This window comes from Pseudoalteromonas sp. N1230-9, assembly GCF_032716425.1.
Lineage (GTDB): Bacteria > Pseudomonadota > Gammaproteobacteria > Enterobacterales > Alteromonadaceae > Pseudoalteromonas.
Map to the genome: position 1 here is coordinate 1,074,428 of NZ_CP090419.1, position 14,891 is coordinate 1,089,318.

A 14,891-nucleotide genomic window follows, 5' to 3' on the forward strand; every position below is an offset into this window, starting at 1 on the left:
CAAAGTTAATTCTTGTATTGACAGAATGTCCCGATAAAAGACGTATACCGTTAAATATAATAATATTTATAGTGCTTATGTTCTGATGCAGGCTGTTGGACTAATAATTTTTGTTGGTTTATTATCCACGCCTAAAATTTCACATGCAGGGACAATAATAAGAATGGATCTTCACACATTGCTCATTTGCACAGCCTTGGTTAGCTTTATTATGATGCTTACAATGGCTGCGCTTTTCATCGTTAGTCGTAATGAAAAATACTTGCTTGATTGGCTTGTATGTGGAGTCCTATTTTTTGTCTCTAACTTAGTCGGAATTGTAGCGACGCAAGTTTCCCTTTCTTGGATTTTTCACCCCTCGTTTGCTAATGCTTGTTACCTTGGCGCGCATGCCGCCTTATTTAGTGGTGTATCACGTTGTTTGTATGGCCGCTCTACTTGGTTATTAGTTGCTATAGTGTTTGTGGGTATTTACTTACTTAATCTGCTACCTCCAATGGTTGAGTCTGTCGAGTTAAGAATTGTAGCCTTGTATCCGGTGGTTGCAGCACTTGATATTTCAGCAACTATGGCACTTTGGAAACACCGTAAAGAAGAAGTTGGCAGAGGGTATTATTTATTAATAGGCATTTTATTTATATTCGCTGCTCAACTTTTAATACGTGGTTATTTTTTATTAGCAGGTGTAGAGAATTATCCGTGGTTAGATAAAGGCCTATTATTAGATGTTGGCAGTTTAGCTGTTATCGCATTTGTATTTTTATTAACCATTTCCTTTTCAGTGGTCGTAACATGGCGAAAAGAGCTAGCCCTTAGAGAGTATTCTTTTACTGACCATTTAACGGGGTGGTATAACCGAAAAGCACTCGAAAAGGTTGCTAGTAATGAAATTAAACGTTGTTCCAGAAATAATTTTCGCCTTGCATTTATCGTGTTTGATATTGATTTCTTTAAATCAGTGAATGATAGATTTGGTCATATACAAGGTGATAAAGCCTTGAAACATGTAACTAAGATTGCAAAGCAGCAGTTAAGAGGATATGACCATAATTTTCGTTTAGGTGGTGAAGAGTTTGCTGTTTTAGTCAGTCACTTAAAGCCTCAAGATGTCGAATTACTTGCACAGCGTATTCGTAAAAAAGTCGCGAGAACACCCTTGTATATTGAAGGTGAAGCAGTGCATTTAACCATTAGTGCGGGTGTTGCAATATCAAAAAATCAAGAAACCTCTTGGGAAGATGTTTTAAAGCGTGCGGATGATGCCCTTTATCGCTCTAAACATGATGGCCGTAATTTAGTCACTAGTTATGGTGATTTAGCCGAAGCTTAGCACTAGCTTGGTCTAGATTAAGCCTAAATCAATAGCCTTCAGAGCGGCTCGTGTTCTATCGCGCACATCTAGCTTTCGTAAGATAAACGATACTTGATTACGTATTGTACCTTCTGATTTATATAATGCTTGGGCTATTTCTGAATTTGAGTAGCCCGCAGCAATTAAATTAAGTACCCTAAGCTCACTTTTACTTAACTTATCAGGTAATAAGGTTGGCTCACTGTGAGACTTAATTGGGTTGTTAAGTATTCTCTGCGTAATTGCTGGTGAAAGTGCAGAGCCGCCACTAGCCAGTGTTTCGATGGCAGACACTAGTCGTTCTAAATTAATATCCTTTAATGCATAACCTTTTGCACCATAGCGAATACATTCAAGTACTTGCTCACTATCATCGAAAGTTGTAAGCACTAATACGGGTTGAGTTAATCCCTGTTTCTGCATTGTTTTGAGCACGCCAATACCATCCAAAATAGGCATGCGAATATCTAAAAGCACAACGTCCACAGCGCATTGATTAAGTACAGTCAAAGCGGAACGACCATTATCTGCTTCAGCGACAACATGAATGTTGTCTTTTAAGGCTAATAAGCTTTTGAGCCCTTCTCTTAGTAAAGTTTGGTCATCAACCAATAGCACATTAATCATAATGTTACGCCAATGTATGTGGATTAAGTTTATGGGGTAGGGTTGCATCAATCGCAAAGCCGTTATCACTGTGCTTGAACTCAATGGCTCCTTTCACTAAAGCCAATCGCTCTTGCATGCCTTTTAAACCATTACCTAAATTAAGTTCAGCGCTTTTATTGCCATTATCTTTTATATGCAATTGCACCGTTTGATTTTCGAGCCGTAAAGTAATGTTAAGCTCATCGGCATCACTGTGCTTTATGGTATTTGTTATTGCTTCTTGAATTGCATGAAATAAGGTTTGCGCTAAGAGTGCATCACTGATTTTGATTGCCGGATCATATTCAAGTGTGACATTTAAGCCTGCGACATCACTGCATAAAGAGTTCAATGATGCGTATAAGTCGATAGTTTGGTTTTCACGCATTGATGACACTGAATCACGCACGTCACTGAGTAATAAGCGCGTTATCTGCTGGGCTTTAGCAACATGCTTAGGTGCTTGAGCACTTGCGCAGTGACTAGCTACTTCTAAATGAATGCTCAGCCCTGTTAAATGATGGCCAAGCGTGTCATGTAAATCACGGGCTATGCGAATACGCTCATCGCGAGTTGCAGTGTCGTTTAAAAGTGATTGAGTTGCTTTTAATTCGCGTAACAAATGCGCAGCTTGCTCTTTCGCTTTACGTTCAGAAATAAGCCGTGTTGCAAAACGATATGCAAAGCTATTGTACAAGGTAAATGCCAGACCATTTAACAAAACAAACTCTTTTTCGAAACCATAATGAAGAACCAATGCCATAAAAAAGGGCAAGCATATAAGGAGGTAAAGTACTGATTTTCTTGGTTCGTAATCACTGAATTTGACTAAGAAAATGATCAATAAAATTGCCACAAAGCCAATATTAAATAGCCACATTAGTAGTAATACATTGATGATAGTGACGTTTAAAATAACTGTTTGATAACTTTTCAAACGACGCCTAAAAAACTCAAAGTAAATTAAAAATGCGAAAAAGCTAATAAATAAACAGCTGACTATTGCAACATGCATTGGTGTGTAATCGAGTGTTAATGTTTGCCTGTTGAGTGACCATGCATGCGAGGTGTAAATAAATACAAATAGCCAAGTGACTGCTGAAAGCAGAAAGTCGCTGCGCTGTACAAAAAGACGTAAAAATTTGTTCATGTCTTTATTTTAATCCGCATTTATCTGTTTATGTATATGACAAATGTCACGTTTAAACTTGTGACATTTGCAGCATGTTTGCCCATCAGATGAGCGTTATATTGTTATTAAACATCAATATAGGGACATTATCATGACCAAACATGAAATTCTGCGAAATAGTTTATTTTCTTATCCGTTCATCCTTGCTTATTGCTTTGCATCATTATTTATCAACGGTGCTCAAGCAAAAGAGCAAACAGATAAATGGCAAATGGATGTGGGGGCTGGGCAGCTTGCAATCGATACTCCTTGGCATGGTTACGATATACAAGCGATGTCGCTTCCATATTTTAATGTGCGTAAAGGTGCGTGGCGTATTGGTCCTAAATACGGCCTCGTGCAATATGCTTTTTTATATGGAGCAGAATTTGAAGCCACCATGGGGCTAAGTTTTCGTGATGAGACCTACGATAGTAGCTTAATTTTTAGTGATGAGTTGTCAGACGACGAGGTATTTACAAATTATAAAGATGGTAAAGGGGAGCTTACTTTTAGAACTCAGTTACAGTATAAACAGCTGTTTTTACGTTTAGCGCAAGATATTTCTAACCACTCAGAAGGACTTACCTTACTTGCGAGGTATCACCTACCTATTTATGGTAAAGGTTTGGGTTTACAGCTCAGTGCTGATCTTGGTCTCTACTGGCAAGATGAAAAGTACACCCAATATCTCTATGGCATCTCTGAGAAGAACATTGCCCCAGAATACGGTCGATATGCTTATCAAACTCGCTCTGCTATTAATCCATTTACTGCGTTGAATCTTGCTTATATTTTTAACGAACATTGGTCCATCCAAGCGACTTACCGTATTGAAACGTTAGACTCAACAATCAAAAAAAGCCCGTTAGTAGGAGACAGTGCTAAGCAGCAGTTGGCCGTTTTTGTAAATTATCGTTTTGAGAAGTAAAAAAGAAAATGAATCTTGATCACAACTAAAGAGTAACTACAACAGTGATTTATGACATTTTCGTGAATATTGTGATAATGTAACTTTTTGGTGGTTTATTGCTTTATAATGCTTTTTTATTTGTATGATAAAGCTGCTTTCAGCTTGGAGTTAGCATGGTTTCACGTCGAGAATTTTTAGTCGGGGCGGGTACTTTAGCTTTTTTAGGATTGTCTAAAAGTGCCATGGGAAATGTTTCATTAAGTGATCTTAAAACATCAATAAGTGGTTTTGGCCCATTACTTTCAGATCCTAATAAATTGTTAGATCTACCAGCTGGGTTTAGTTATCAAGTTATTTCTAGGCTTGGTGAAAAAATGTCTGATGGATTTACGGTCCCTGATAAAGCCGATGGTATGGGCTGTATCGCACTTGGTAATGATCACGTTGCTTTAGTGCGTAACCATGAACTCAAGCCAAAAGATTTAGCAAAAGCTGAAGCGAGTATTGCAAACCATAAAACCCCCCTCGCATTCGATACCAACAGTGACGGTGTTGCATTACCAGGTGGAACTAGCCACATCATTTATAACTTAAAAACACATCAAAAAGAGCAAGAGTATTTGTCGTTAGTAGGGACTATTCGTAATTGTTCAGGGGGGATTACCCCTTGGGGAACATGGCTAACTTGTGAAGAAACTACCGATACAAAAGCCGATGGATTCAATCAAGATCATGGTTATATTTTTGAAGTGCCAGCAAATAGTAAAGGCCTAATTAAACCAGAGCCATTAACAGCAATGGGGCGATTCAACCATGAAGCTGCAGCGGTTGACCCGCGTACGGGCATTGTTTATTTAACGGAAGACAAAGGCGACAGTGTTTTTTATCGTTTTATTCCTAATGAATATGGCAAGCTGCATAAAGGCGGGCAATTACAAGCTATGGTGGTAAAAGGTAAGCCACAATTCGATAGCCGTAACTGGAATAAAAAAACCATGGGGTTACATCAAGAATTTGAGGTTGAGTGGGTAAATCTAGATAACCCTGAAAGCCCAAAAGACGACTTACGCCTGCGTGGATATAAACAAGGAGCAGCATTATTTGCCCGTGGTGAAGGTATTCATTGGGGTGATAAAGAACTGTATTTTTGTTGTACCAACGGCGGTAAAAAACAACTGGGTCAGGTTATGAAATATCAGCCATCAGCGTTTGAAGGCACGGATAAAGAAGCTGAGCAACCTGGTAAAATCTCCTTGTTTGTCGAAAGTAGCAGCAAAACCCTTTATAACTTTGGCGATAACCTAACCGTGTCACCTAATGGCCATTTAATTGTGTGTGAAGACCAATATACCGATGTAGTTGATAATCACTTGCGTGGTGTAACACCACAGGGCCAAGTTTATAATTTTGCTCGTTTAGTTGCGCAAACTGAGCTGGCAGGTGCCTGTTTTTCACCTGATGGTAGCACTTTGTTTGTGAATGTTTACTCTCCAGCAAAAACATTGGCTATTAGAGGTCCTTGGCATCAATTTAGTGCTTAAGTTATTCGCTCTCATAGTCATTTTTTAAAGTGGCTATGGGCATGCTTTGCTTTAGGTATACTTTTTTGTGACGCTTTATGGGCGTGTTTGCTAATCCATTTGGTTATCTTTTTCATTAAGGCTGGCGGAAAATCGTGACCCATCCCTGGTATAACTTTGAGCTTGCTACGCTTTATAAGTTGCGCCGTATGAATCCCACCAGATAATGGCATAACAGGATCTGCACTGCCATGGATCACTAAAGTAGGGGCTTTAATTTTCTTTAAAAGTTGCTCACGATATGGCGTTGCGGCAATGGCCGCAAGCTGACGTTTAAAACCCTTTTGGTTATTGTGAGCGCGTGTTATATAGCGTTCGGCGTTGGCATATAAAGTGTGTTCATCTTGCGGGTAAGCAGGGCTGCCAATCAATTGGTTTAGCCGAACATTATATTCAATAGCGGCTTCTTTATTGCTGCTGCGAGGCCTTATTTTGGCAAGCTTTACCAGCAGGTTAACATTTGAACTTGAAAACGACAAAGGCGAGCTGCTCGACATAATAGAGGTTAAGCTCAGTATACGTTTTTTATACTTCGCTGCGGCAATTTGCGCAATCATACCGCCCATAGAAGCCCCCACTAAATGGGCTTTTTTTATGTCTAAAGCGTTCATGAATTGCTTTACATCACGAGCCATGTCATCTAACGAGTAAGGTAAATTAGTGCGAATAGGAAAGCGTCGACTTAGCCAATGTTTTAGCAAGCTCGGTTTGCCAAACTCATCTAGTTTTGATGACAAACCTGCATCTCGATTATCAAAGCGGATGACCCTAAAACCTTTTTCAACGAGTCCATAATAAAGGCTATCTGGCCACACCGTGTATTGCGCCCCTAAACCAATGATCAAGATAATAACTGGCGCATGTTTATCGCCTTCATCTTGATAACTAATAGATATGCCGCTGGCTGTAAGGATATGTTCCATAGACTGACAAATAAGCTTACGCAGGTATCATCAGTTTAGTATGTGTAGTTGGCAGTTTAGTGACAGTGAGGTATCGCTACGTAGAAATAAAATGGCAGCCCCGATGTGCTGCCATTTTTTATGTGTAATTGTGGGTTATAGCTTAAAAGTAAGCGGTAACGCCAATCCAGAAGTTACGACCTTTATCTTTCACGTTGTAGTCGTCTGTGAATGTTACTTCGCTAACTACACCGCGACCTGTTAGGTACTCATATTCACCATCACCATTTAGGTCGGTATAGCTAGTGCTATAAGATGTGAAATCTTCGTCTAATAGGTTGTTTACACGGGCATTGATTTGCACGTACTCATTTACATAGAACTGCGCACCTAAATTAAGTAGGTTGTAGTTTTTATAGTAAAGCGCTTTGTCGTGCACGTTATCCCAACCGCGGTAACGGTCAGAACGATACACACCTTGAAGGTACAGATTCATAAAGTCAGTGGCTTCCCAGTTTAGGGTAAGGTTTGCCATGTGCTCAGCTGAGTTAGTTAATGGCTGACCTTCTTCTGGACCGCTCTTTTGTTCGCTATCAGTCCACGTATAATTACCGTTAATCGATACCGTTTTAGTAATAGTGTATTGACCTGCAATTTCAACACCTTGTAGGTCTACTTCATCGATATTGATTTTTTGGCTGTAGCTATCGTAGCCAAGTTGATCGTACTGACCTAAGTTTACACAAGGGCGAACATTGTTCGTTTGCTCACAGCTTAAAATAGTATCGCCGCGGGCAATTTTGTCTTCAAACTTGGTGTTGTAGTAAGTCACATTGATATTGTGATCGCCGTCTAAAGAGTTCCAGTAAAGTGCGATTTCTGAATTCACACTGGTTTCTGGCTCTAGGTCTGGGTTACCCGCAAATGGGCTTGTGCCCTGACCACCAAACCCTGTGATACCGTCGTAAAGATCGGTTGTTTGTGGTGTTTTATAACCTGTACTCACACCCCCTTTTAACGTCCAAGTATCTGATAAGTTGTACACACCGTAAACGCGTGGTGATACTTGGCTGCCAAATACATCATGGTCATCGTAACGAGCACCTAATGTGAAGGTAAAGTTGTCAGTTGCCATCCAGTTATCTTCGGCAAATACTGAGTACATGTTTTGCTCTTGTACTTGACCTGCTTGATCGCTTTCAAGGCCGAATACACCGTCTTTTAACTCACCGTCGATAAGTTGGCCACCAATTGCTAGGTTATGGCTACCAAAACGCCCTGTAATTGGAATATCAAAACGTAAGTCATAGGTGTATTGGCTGCTTTCAAGTGGACGAGCAGGGCGTGGTAAGAAGGTTTCTTCTGCTAAGTCTTTACGTGCCTGCTCATCCAACCCTTCGTATTCGCCAGTGCCATCGTACATAGCTTGCAGCTCTAAACGCTCGCTTACACTAAGTGGTAAAGTACGGCCGTTATTTTGCGTATCAACATAAGAAACAGAGGCCTTAACAGTTGCCCATTCAAGCTCGCCATCGTAACTGAGTGACCACCATTCACGATCAAACTCTTGATCAGCTGCATAACCTGCGCGCGGGTTAACTTGACCACGGCGGTCTTGCCAAATTGATTCAATATTGTCTTTTGTGCCAAGCGGGTAGGTAATCGTGCCCGATTCAATGTCGTAGCTTGGCGTGTTGTCATACACTTGGCTTGAGTTATCATAATCAAAACGTAAATGATGAGACTCAAACGGGGTATAAGTTAAAGTAAAGCCATACTGCTCGTTTGTGTTATCAACCGTACGACCACCACTACCAAAGCCGAGTGAGCGGTTATGTACAACACCATTAGGATCAGTTGCAGGTTCGAATGTTGGCGATGATGCTTGTTGTTCGTATACACTGCCGCGTACACCTAAACTTAATACGTCTTTGATAAGCGGACCCATCACACTAAAGTCAGTGGTAATGTCATCACCAAAATCATCGTTTTGCTGTAATGAACGGCTAAATGAAACAGCACCGCTCCAGCTATCAGTGTGCTTTTTGGTGATGATATTAATTACACCGCCCAGTGCATCTGCACCATAAAGCGTTGATGCAGGACCGCGAATAACTTCAACACGTTCAATGGCATCGACCGGTGGTACGTGGTTAAACGCGTTGCCACCAAAATTGTTTGGATAAATGTCGCCATGGTTATTTTGGCGTTTACCATCAATCAATAACAGGGTGTACTCGCCTGTTAAACCACGCATACTCACACTGCCTTGGCCCGTTTTATCTCGTGTCGTGCCAATGTCGATACCTTCTAAATACTGCACAGCATCTAGCACTGATGTAAATGAGTGAGATTTTATATCTTCGTTAGTAATGATAGAGATACTTGCGGGCGCTTCAGTTACTTTCTGTTCGAAGCCCGTTGCAGTGATTACTAAGCGTTCCATATCTTGCTTAGGCTTAGCATCGTCAGCAAACGCTGAAAACTGAGCTGCAATAGCCAGTGTTAGTAAGCTTGGTTTGATTGATTTCATTGTAGGTTCCAGTTCTTTTTATAAGTTATCCATTTATTGGACGTGCGTATAGTACAGAAATGGCGAATACAATCAATAATAATTTCTATTTAGATTGGTCTTTTTAGAGTAGTTATGACCTAAATTAACGCTTTTTAATAGCATTTAATTCGTTCGTATGAGTTTAAAATATAATGGAATATTAAATGATTACAGAGAACGCCATACTCGAAAAGCTACCTAGGCCCAACTTTACAAAGCCATTAGCAAAGTAAATTTATAACGTGAAATTGCACAACAGCTGCTACCTTTATAAATCACACATTTAACGTTGAGGTGTAACATGGCTGTTTCTGCAATTCCTAAAGGTTTCCATGCGGTAACCCCGTATTTGGTTATAGACGGTGCCACTAAGGCGATAGAGTTTTACAAACAAGCATTTGATGCCGAACTTGTAATGCAAATGCCCTTGCCTGATGGCGGTGTCGCTCACGGCGAAATAAAAATTGCCGACTCTCATATCATGCTATCTGATAATTGCCCTGATATAGAATTTAAGTCTCCACAGCAATTAGGGGGCTCTCCAGTGAGCCTTATGCTGTATGTTGAAGATGTTGATGTGGTATTCGCCAAAGCCCTATCGCTAGGGGCAAAAGAGCTGCGCCCAGTGCACGATCAATTCTATGGCGACAGATCAGGGACGTTAGAAGACCCGTTTGGTCATATTTGGACTATAGGCACACACAAAGAAGATCTTACCGAGCAAGAGCTTATGCAGCGTATGAGTGAGTTGATGAGTAAAGAGCAAGATGCCTAAAAAGTTGTTTCAACCGACATTCCTATTTGCCATGAATCAACGTCTTGGTAACTGCCAAGAGGCGTACTAAAGTCGATATGGATAACATTGTCGTTACTTGAGCGCGATGAATATAGGCGAATACCTACGCCAGCACTGGTTAGCATTGAATCTGAAATATTCGCGGTTTCAGTGCTGCCAAATGCTTGGCCTACATCAATAAAGCCAACAAAGCCTACATCTACAAACTGATACAGATTGATATTAGGGTACATTCTTAGTTCAGCCGTTGCTTGTACGCTTGAAGTACCATGTTGGTAACTTTCTGGGAAGCCACGCATGCCTTCTTCACCGCCAACAGCCAGTGGTTTGTCAGCAAATTCATGGTTTTGCCAATGACCATTTAGATGCGCATAAAAAGCAAATGAGTCTGACCAGCGATAGTTCATTTGTGCTTTTGAATAAAGCGCTAAACGGTCATCAAGCTCAGTTCCGACATTGCCTTTCATTCCAGCGGCAAATCGATACAAGACGTTATTGTTGAACCACGCTTTGGTAAGATTTGTATCAAATAAAAAGCCTTGGCCAAAATTTACGGTATCGATGGCAAACTTTGAATTTAGCTCCCAACCTAGGTTAACGTCTTCGTTGTGGTTTATTAGGTCAATATCGTGTAATACGGCGTAATTGTCTTCTAGCCAATGTAATCCGACCCAAGGCGCTGCAATGGTGTAATCGTTAAGGCCTCCAAGCAAAGGCCCTGTTTCAAAAGGGCGGTAACTTACATCTTCGTAATCAATCCCTGCAAGCCAGTGAAAGGTTTGCTGACTGTCTTGCGATAAAATTTCGCCGTAAGCAAACTGGGCGATTAATTCATCAGTAAAAAACTCTGAACGAGTCATGCCATTTTGATAGATATAACTTTTTTGCTTTTGTGATTTAGCAAAGTAGCGCATTAGTGCGTCACTGCTGCGTTGATAAAAAGGCTGATGATAATCCACTAAAAAGACTTGCCCGTCATCGTAATCATCAGCTTGTAAAGTGAGGGTTGCATGAGGCTGCCAAGGCACTGGCATTTGCAGCACTGAGTGGTAGCCTGAGCGTTCATGATCTGATTTATACTTTAATGATGCGCGAATACCGTAGCCTAAAAAGTTTTCTTCTTTAAAGCCTAAGCTGTATTTATTATTGCCGCTACTACGGCCAAAATTAATGGTTGGCAATAAACTCCAGGTATCCCAAGTATCGATTTGCACCACGCGGGGTTCATCTTCAAGGCAATCTTTTGTATAGCTAACCTTGGCATCTCTTAAGTATTTTTTGCTGCGCAGAATGCGCTCCGCTTCTTGTAGCTGACGCTCACTGACTTGGTCACCCTCTTTGAAGGTAATTTGCTCACTAACAACTTTGTTTTTGGTATCTATGTGCAGCCAGTTTATAAAGCGATGTAGTGCGGTTGTTTCAGGGTCATTTGGATCGAAAATCGTATGCGTATCAATGTTGAGTTTATCAACAGTGATGTCTTTGTCTTCGCTTAACTCTGCAGTAGGTTTGCTTTTTACTTCACAAACCACATCTAAGCTTAAAGGCTCGTTTGCATAAACAGTCCCTGTAGCAGTGCATGTTATTAATAAAACGGGTGTTATTTTATTCATCATTATTATGCCTGCTAAATACCAAGGAGATGCAGCGTGTTTGGCTTTATCAACCTTCAAATTCTTTACAGTTATCAGCATAAAATCGCTAACTTAAGAAAAACTTAACTAAAACTTAAACTTCATTGAAGATTGTAAGTTTATGATTAATAAACATTATGCTAACTAACTGTGACGAAGTTAATCGAGAAATAGCTGGCTTACGTATGATTTCTTAAGGTTTCTAATAGAGTAAATAATGAAAAAGCGTGTTTTATATTGGCTGCAAAATGATTTACGCCTAGTCGACAATGAAATTCTATCTGAGTTAGCTGATTTTGATGGCGAGCTTGATTTAGTGTTTGTGATTGAGCCGCGCTGGTTTAGGCAAACTAACTATCAATCAAAACCGTATGGGACGCATAAATACCACTTTTTACGTGAGAGCCTAGCAGCATTTTCACAAGCTGTTGAGAAACTCGGGCAAACGCTTCATGTGATTACTGGCGAGCCTGAGCAAGTAATCAGTCAGCGTTTGCAAAAATATGATATTGAAACATTGGTTTGTACCGAGCAAGTGGGTTATTACGAGCAAAAGCAGCTAAGTAAAATCAGCGAGTTATGCCCTGATGTTATTATAAAAACCTACCAGCAAGATACCTTGTTTACAGAACGAGACTTACCATTTCAGCTTCATAATTTGCCTAAAAACTTTACTGCCTTTCGCAAAAAAGTAGAGTCTGAGCCAACATTCGTTGCAGCTTCGCTTGAGGCAGTATCTCAACTGCCACATCCTGTACAGCTATGTCCAGAAAACGTGCTCCCTGAAAGTTCAGCTCAGTCTGGGAGTTTTTGTGGTGGTTTAATTGCAGCCCAGCAGCATTGTAATGACTACTTCTCATCTAAAGCACCCAGTAGTTATAAAGAAACACGTAACGAGTTAGACGGCTTTAGCAATAGTACAAAATTCAGTGTTTGGCTTGCCAGCGGTACAATAAGTGTTAAGCAACTTTACCACGAGGTTGCCAAATACGAACAAGAAAATGGTGCGAATGAGTCAACCTATTGGATTAAGTTTGAGCTACTTTGGCGTGAGTATTTTAAATGGCATGCTAAGTTGTTTGGTGCAAAGCTGTTTCGTTTTAATGGGCAAAAAGAGTCACCTCCCTTACATACATTTAACAGTCACCGATTTTTAGCCTGGTGCCAAAGCAGGACGCCATTTCCACTAGTTAATGCAATTATGAACGAACTCAATTCGACAGGCTATATTTCTAATCGTGCACGGCAAATAGCTGCAAGTTGTTTAGTCAACGAATTTGCAGTGGATTGGCGATATGGGGCAGCTTATTTTGAGCAACAACTTATTGATTACGACGTAGCTGCGAATTGGGGGAATTGGCAATATATCGCAGGTGTGGGTGTTGACCCTCGGGGCGGTCGCCATTTCCATATAAATAAGCAAACAGCCTTATATGACCCAACGGGATGTTACGTTCGGAAATGGGACGGAGAAAGGCAAATTACACCGAGTATTGATAATACCGATGTGGTTGATTGGCCCATTTAATCCTTGATTTGCGCTAAATCAAACATTCAATTTTCATTTTTAGAGTTTTTAACCTTTGTTATCTAAAATAATAAATAAGGCTTGCTTTTTCGTGCTAGCCAGATAACAAGGCATGCTATGACATTCAGTGATGGTTATGAAAAAATAAAGTCCCAATTAGGCTTTGATATAGCAGAGTCAATATTAGAGTGTGGTGACGCAGGCATTTGGCTGTGGAACGTACAAACAGGTGAAACCGTTTTTAATGAAAAATGGGCAAAAATTATTGGTTTTTGTTTAGCTGATTTACAACCTGTTTCAATTGAAACGTGGTTAAACCACGCTCATCCTGATGATTTACCCCGTTCACAAGCATTATTAGAAGCACATTTTAATGGCCTTTCAGAACGTTATATCTGCGAAGCTAGGATGAAACATAAAAATGGGCATTGGGTAAAAGTTCTCGATAAAGGTCAAGTAAAAAGCTGGGATAAACATGGCAAACCTGAGTGGATGTTTGGTGTACATATTGATATTACCGAGCAATGGCAAAAAGAGTGTGAAGTAGAATCCTTACATAATAAATTACAAAGGTTTACAGATAACTTACCTGGCTTTGTGTATCAGCACGTTATAGATAAATATGATAACGAATCATTTCCTTTTGCCTCTTCTAAAGTGAAGGACATTTACGGCTGCTCTGCTGAGCAAATTCTTCAAAATGCTGAGCTGGCCATGCAAGCTGTCCATCCTGATGATCTGCAACGTGTTGAGCAAAGTATTGCAGATTCAAAAACAAATCTCACTCAATGGCATCAAGTGTATCGTATAAATCATCCAATAAAAGGGGTTATATGGGTTGAAGGAAAGTCATCACCAATTGCTCAAAGTGATGGCAGTATTGAGTGGAATGGTTATTTAGAGGATGTGACAGATGAGGTTAAGCGTAATGAAAAAATAAAGTTACTCACGGCGGTTTTCTCGACCACAAGTCGGGGGATTTTAATTACCACTCCCGAGCCTAAAATTGTTGATGTAAACCCTGCATTTGAGCGTATAACGGGTTATAAAAAAGAAGATGTCATTGGTAAAAGTCCCGCAATTCTTTCAGCAAAACAACAACCCGCAGAGTTTTATGCAGCTATGTGGAAAGAGTTGCTGTTGTCAGGTCGCTGGCAAGGAGAAGTATGGAACAAGCGTAAATCGGGCGAGGTGTTTCCTGAAATGTTGTCGATTGATGCACTTTATGATGAAGCTGGCTGTGTTAGTCATTATATTGGTGCGTTTGATGATATTTCTTCGGTCGTCGAAAAACGTCAGTTTTTGACAGAACTTGTAAATCAGGATCCACTGACAAAATTGTTGAACCGGCGAGGCTTAGATATTCAGTTACATGCTTTTATGCAAGATAAGCAAGGCACACAGCACTTTGCGATTATCTATATTGATTTGGATAACTTTAAACTCGTTAATGATACATTTGGTCATGAGCAAGGAGACAACTTACTTATTACGATTAGTGAACAGCTATTACTCCAGCTGCGAGAACAAGATATTTTAGCCCGTATTGGCGGAGATGAATTTGTAATTGTGCTACCAACACTAACTAAGCTCAGCGTATGCCAAGAAATTGCACTGCGTTGCCAAAAAGCCGTAGAGTCTGTTGCCCAAAGCTATAAAACGGCAATATCAGTAAGCTCAAGTTGTGGAATTGCGCTTTACCCTGAAGATGGTAAAAATGCTAAAGAGTTATTAGCAAGTGCTGATGAGAAAATGTATAAGATGAAGCTAAAGAATAAAGCCTCGCCATGCGGTTAAGATCTCATTTGTAATAC

General features: G+C 40.3%; 11 protein-coding genes. 6 read left to right on the forward strand and 5 right to left on the reverse strand.

Annotated features, from left to right (window positions below; genetic code table 11):
* Window positions 1-163: 163 nt before the first annotated feature.
* A complete protein-coding gene (locus LY624_RS05070) occupies window positions 164-1,330 on the forward strand; it encodes a GGDEF domain-containing protein (RefSeq protein ID WP_341804022.1) in 1,167 nt (388 codons plus the stop codon).
* Between the two features lie 12 nt (window positions 1,331-1,342).
* Here the strand turns inward: LY624_RS05070 and LY624_RS05075 are convergent, their stop codons facing one another.
* A complete protein-coding gene (locus LY624_RS05075) occupies window positions 1,343-1,978 on the reverse strand; it encodes a response regulator (RefSeq protein ID WP_130151156.1) in 636 nt (211 codons plus the stop codon).
* Window positions 1,979-1,982: 4 nt separating this feature from the next.
* Window positions 1,983-3,149 (reverse strand): sensor histidine kinase, encoded by a 1,167-nt coding sequence (locus LY624_RS05080; RefSeq protein ID WP_341804023.1) that lies wholly within the window; start codon window positions 3,147-3,149, stop codon window positions 1,983-1,985.
* Window positions 3,150-3,282: 133 nt separating this feature from the next.
* Here LY624_RS05080 and LY624_RS05085 point away from each other — a divergent pair, with 133 nt between their 5' ends.
* A complete protein-coding gene (locus LY624_RS05085; protein WP_341804024.1) occupies window positions 3,283-4,101 on the forward strand; it encodes a MipA/OmpV family protein in 819 nt (272 codons plus the stop codon).
* Window positions 4,102-4,256: 155 nt separating this feature from the next.
* Window positions 4,257-5,624 carry an alkaline phosphatase PhoX gene (locus LY624_RS05090; protein WP_341804025.1) on the forward strand — a complete coding sequence of 456 codons (1,368 nt, stop codon included), beginning with the start codon at window positions 4,257-4,259 and terminating at the stop codon, window positions 5,622-5,624.
* Window positions 5,625-5,641: 17 nt separating this feature from the next.
* Here the strand turns inward: LY624_RS05090 and LY624_RS05095 are convergent, their stop codons facing one another.
* Both LY624_RS05095 and LY624_RS05100 read right to left on the reverse strand, forming a co-directional pair.
* Complete coding sequence (locus tag LY624_RS05095; protein WP_341804026.1) at window positions 5,642-6,586, reverse strand: alpha/beta fold hydrolase; 945 nt, start codon at window positions 6,584-6,586, stop codon at window positions 5,642-5,644.
* A 142-nt stretch (window positions 6,587-6,728) separates the two neighbouring features.
* Complete coding sequence (locus LY624_RS05100) at window positions 6,729-9,098, reverse strand: TonB-dependent receptor domain-containing protein (protein WP_130151161.1); 2,370 nt, start codon at window positions 9,096-9,098, stop codon at window positions 6,729-6,731.
* Between the two features lie 322 nt (window positions 9,099-9,420).
* On the opposite strand from LY624_RS05100, the gene LY624_RS05105 reads away from it, so the two are divergent.
* Entirely contained in the window at window positions 9,421-9,894 is a 474-nt protein-coding gene (locus tag LY624_RS05105; RefSeq protein WP_341804027.1) for a VOC family protein, read from the forward strand.
* Here the strand turns inward: LY624_RS05105 and LY624_RS05110 are convergent.
* Complete coding sequence (locus tag LY624_RS05110) at window positions 9,891-11,531, reverse strand: hypothetical protein (RefSeq protein ID WP_341804028.1); 1,641 nt, start codon at window positions 11,529-11,531, stop codon at window positions 9,891-9,893. The genes LY624_RS05105 and LY624_RS05110 overlap by 4 nt on opposite strands.
* 235 nt (window positions 11,532-11,766) lie before the next feature.
* Here LY624_RS05110 and LY624_RS05115 point away from each other — a divergent pair, with 235 nt between their 5' ends.
* Entirely contained in the window at window positions 11,767-13,077 is a 1,311-nt protein-coding gene (locus LY624_RS05115) for a DASH family cryptochrome (protein WP_341804029.1), read from the forward strand.
* A 117-nt stretch (window positions 13,078-13,194) separates the two neighbouring features.
* Window positions 13,195-14,874 carry a diguanylate cyclase domain-containing protein gene (locus tag LY624_RS05120; RefSeq protein ID WP_341804030.1) on the forward strand — a complete coding sequence of 560 codons (1,680 nt, stop codon included), beginning with the start codon at window positions 13,195-13,197 and terminating at the stop codon, window positions 14,872-14,874.
* Window positions 14,875-14,891 lie beyond the last annotated feature (17 nt).

What these genes read in the sequence shown, in the direction of transcription:
- LY624_RS05070 (WP_341804022.1), top strand. Translation starts at nt 164, where the DNA reads ATGGATCTTCACACATTGCTCATTTGCACAGCCTTGGTTAGCTTTATT.
- LY624_RS05075 (WP_130151156.1), bottom strand. Translation starts at nt 1,978, where the DNA reads ATGATTAATGTGCTATTGGTTGATGACCAAACTTTACTAAGAGAAGGG.
- LY624_RS05080 (WP_341804023.1), bottom strand. Translation starts at nt 3,149, where the DNA reads ATGAACAAATTTTTACGTCTTTTTGTACAGCGCAGCGACTTTCTGCTT.
- LY624_RS05085 (WP_341804024.1), top strand. Translation starts at nt 3,283, where the DNA reads ATGACCAAACATGAAATTCTGCGAAATAGTTTATTTTCTTATCCGTTC.
- LY624_RS05090 (WP_341804025.1), top strand. Translation starts at nt 4,257, where the DNA reads ATGGTTTCACGTCGAGAATTTTTAGTCGGGGCGGGTACTTTAGCTTTT.
- LY624_RS05095 (WP_341804026.1), bottom strand. Translation starts at nt 6,586, where the DNA reads ATGGAACATATCCTTACAGCCAGCGGCATATCTATTAGTTATCAAGAT.
- LY624_RS05100 (WP_130151161.1), bottom strand. Translation starts at nt 9,098, where the DNA reads ATGAAATCAATCAAACCAAGCTTACTAACACTGGCTATTGCAGCTCAG.
- LY624_RS05105 (WP_341804027.1), top strand. Translation starts at nt 9,421, where the DNA reads ATGGCTGTTTCTGCAATTCCTAAAGGTTTCCATGCGGTAACCCCGTAT.
- LY624_RS05110 (WP_341804028.1), bottom strand. Translation starts at nt 11,531, where the DNA reads ATGATGAATAAAATAACACCCGTTTTATTAATAACATGCACTGCTACA.
- LY624_RS05115 (WP_341804029.1), top strand. Translation starts at nt 11,767, where the DNA reads ATGAAAAAGCGTGTTTTATATTGGCTGCAAAATGATTTACGCCTAGTC.
- LY624_RS05120 (WP_341804030.1), top strand. Translation starts at nt 13,195, where the DNA reads ATGACATTCAGTGATGGTTATGAAAAAATAAAGTCCCAATTAGGCTTT.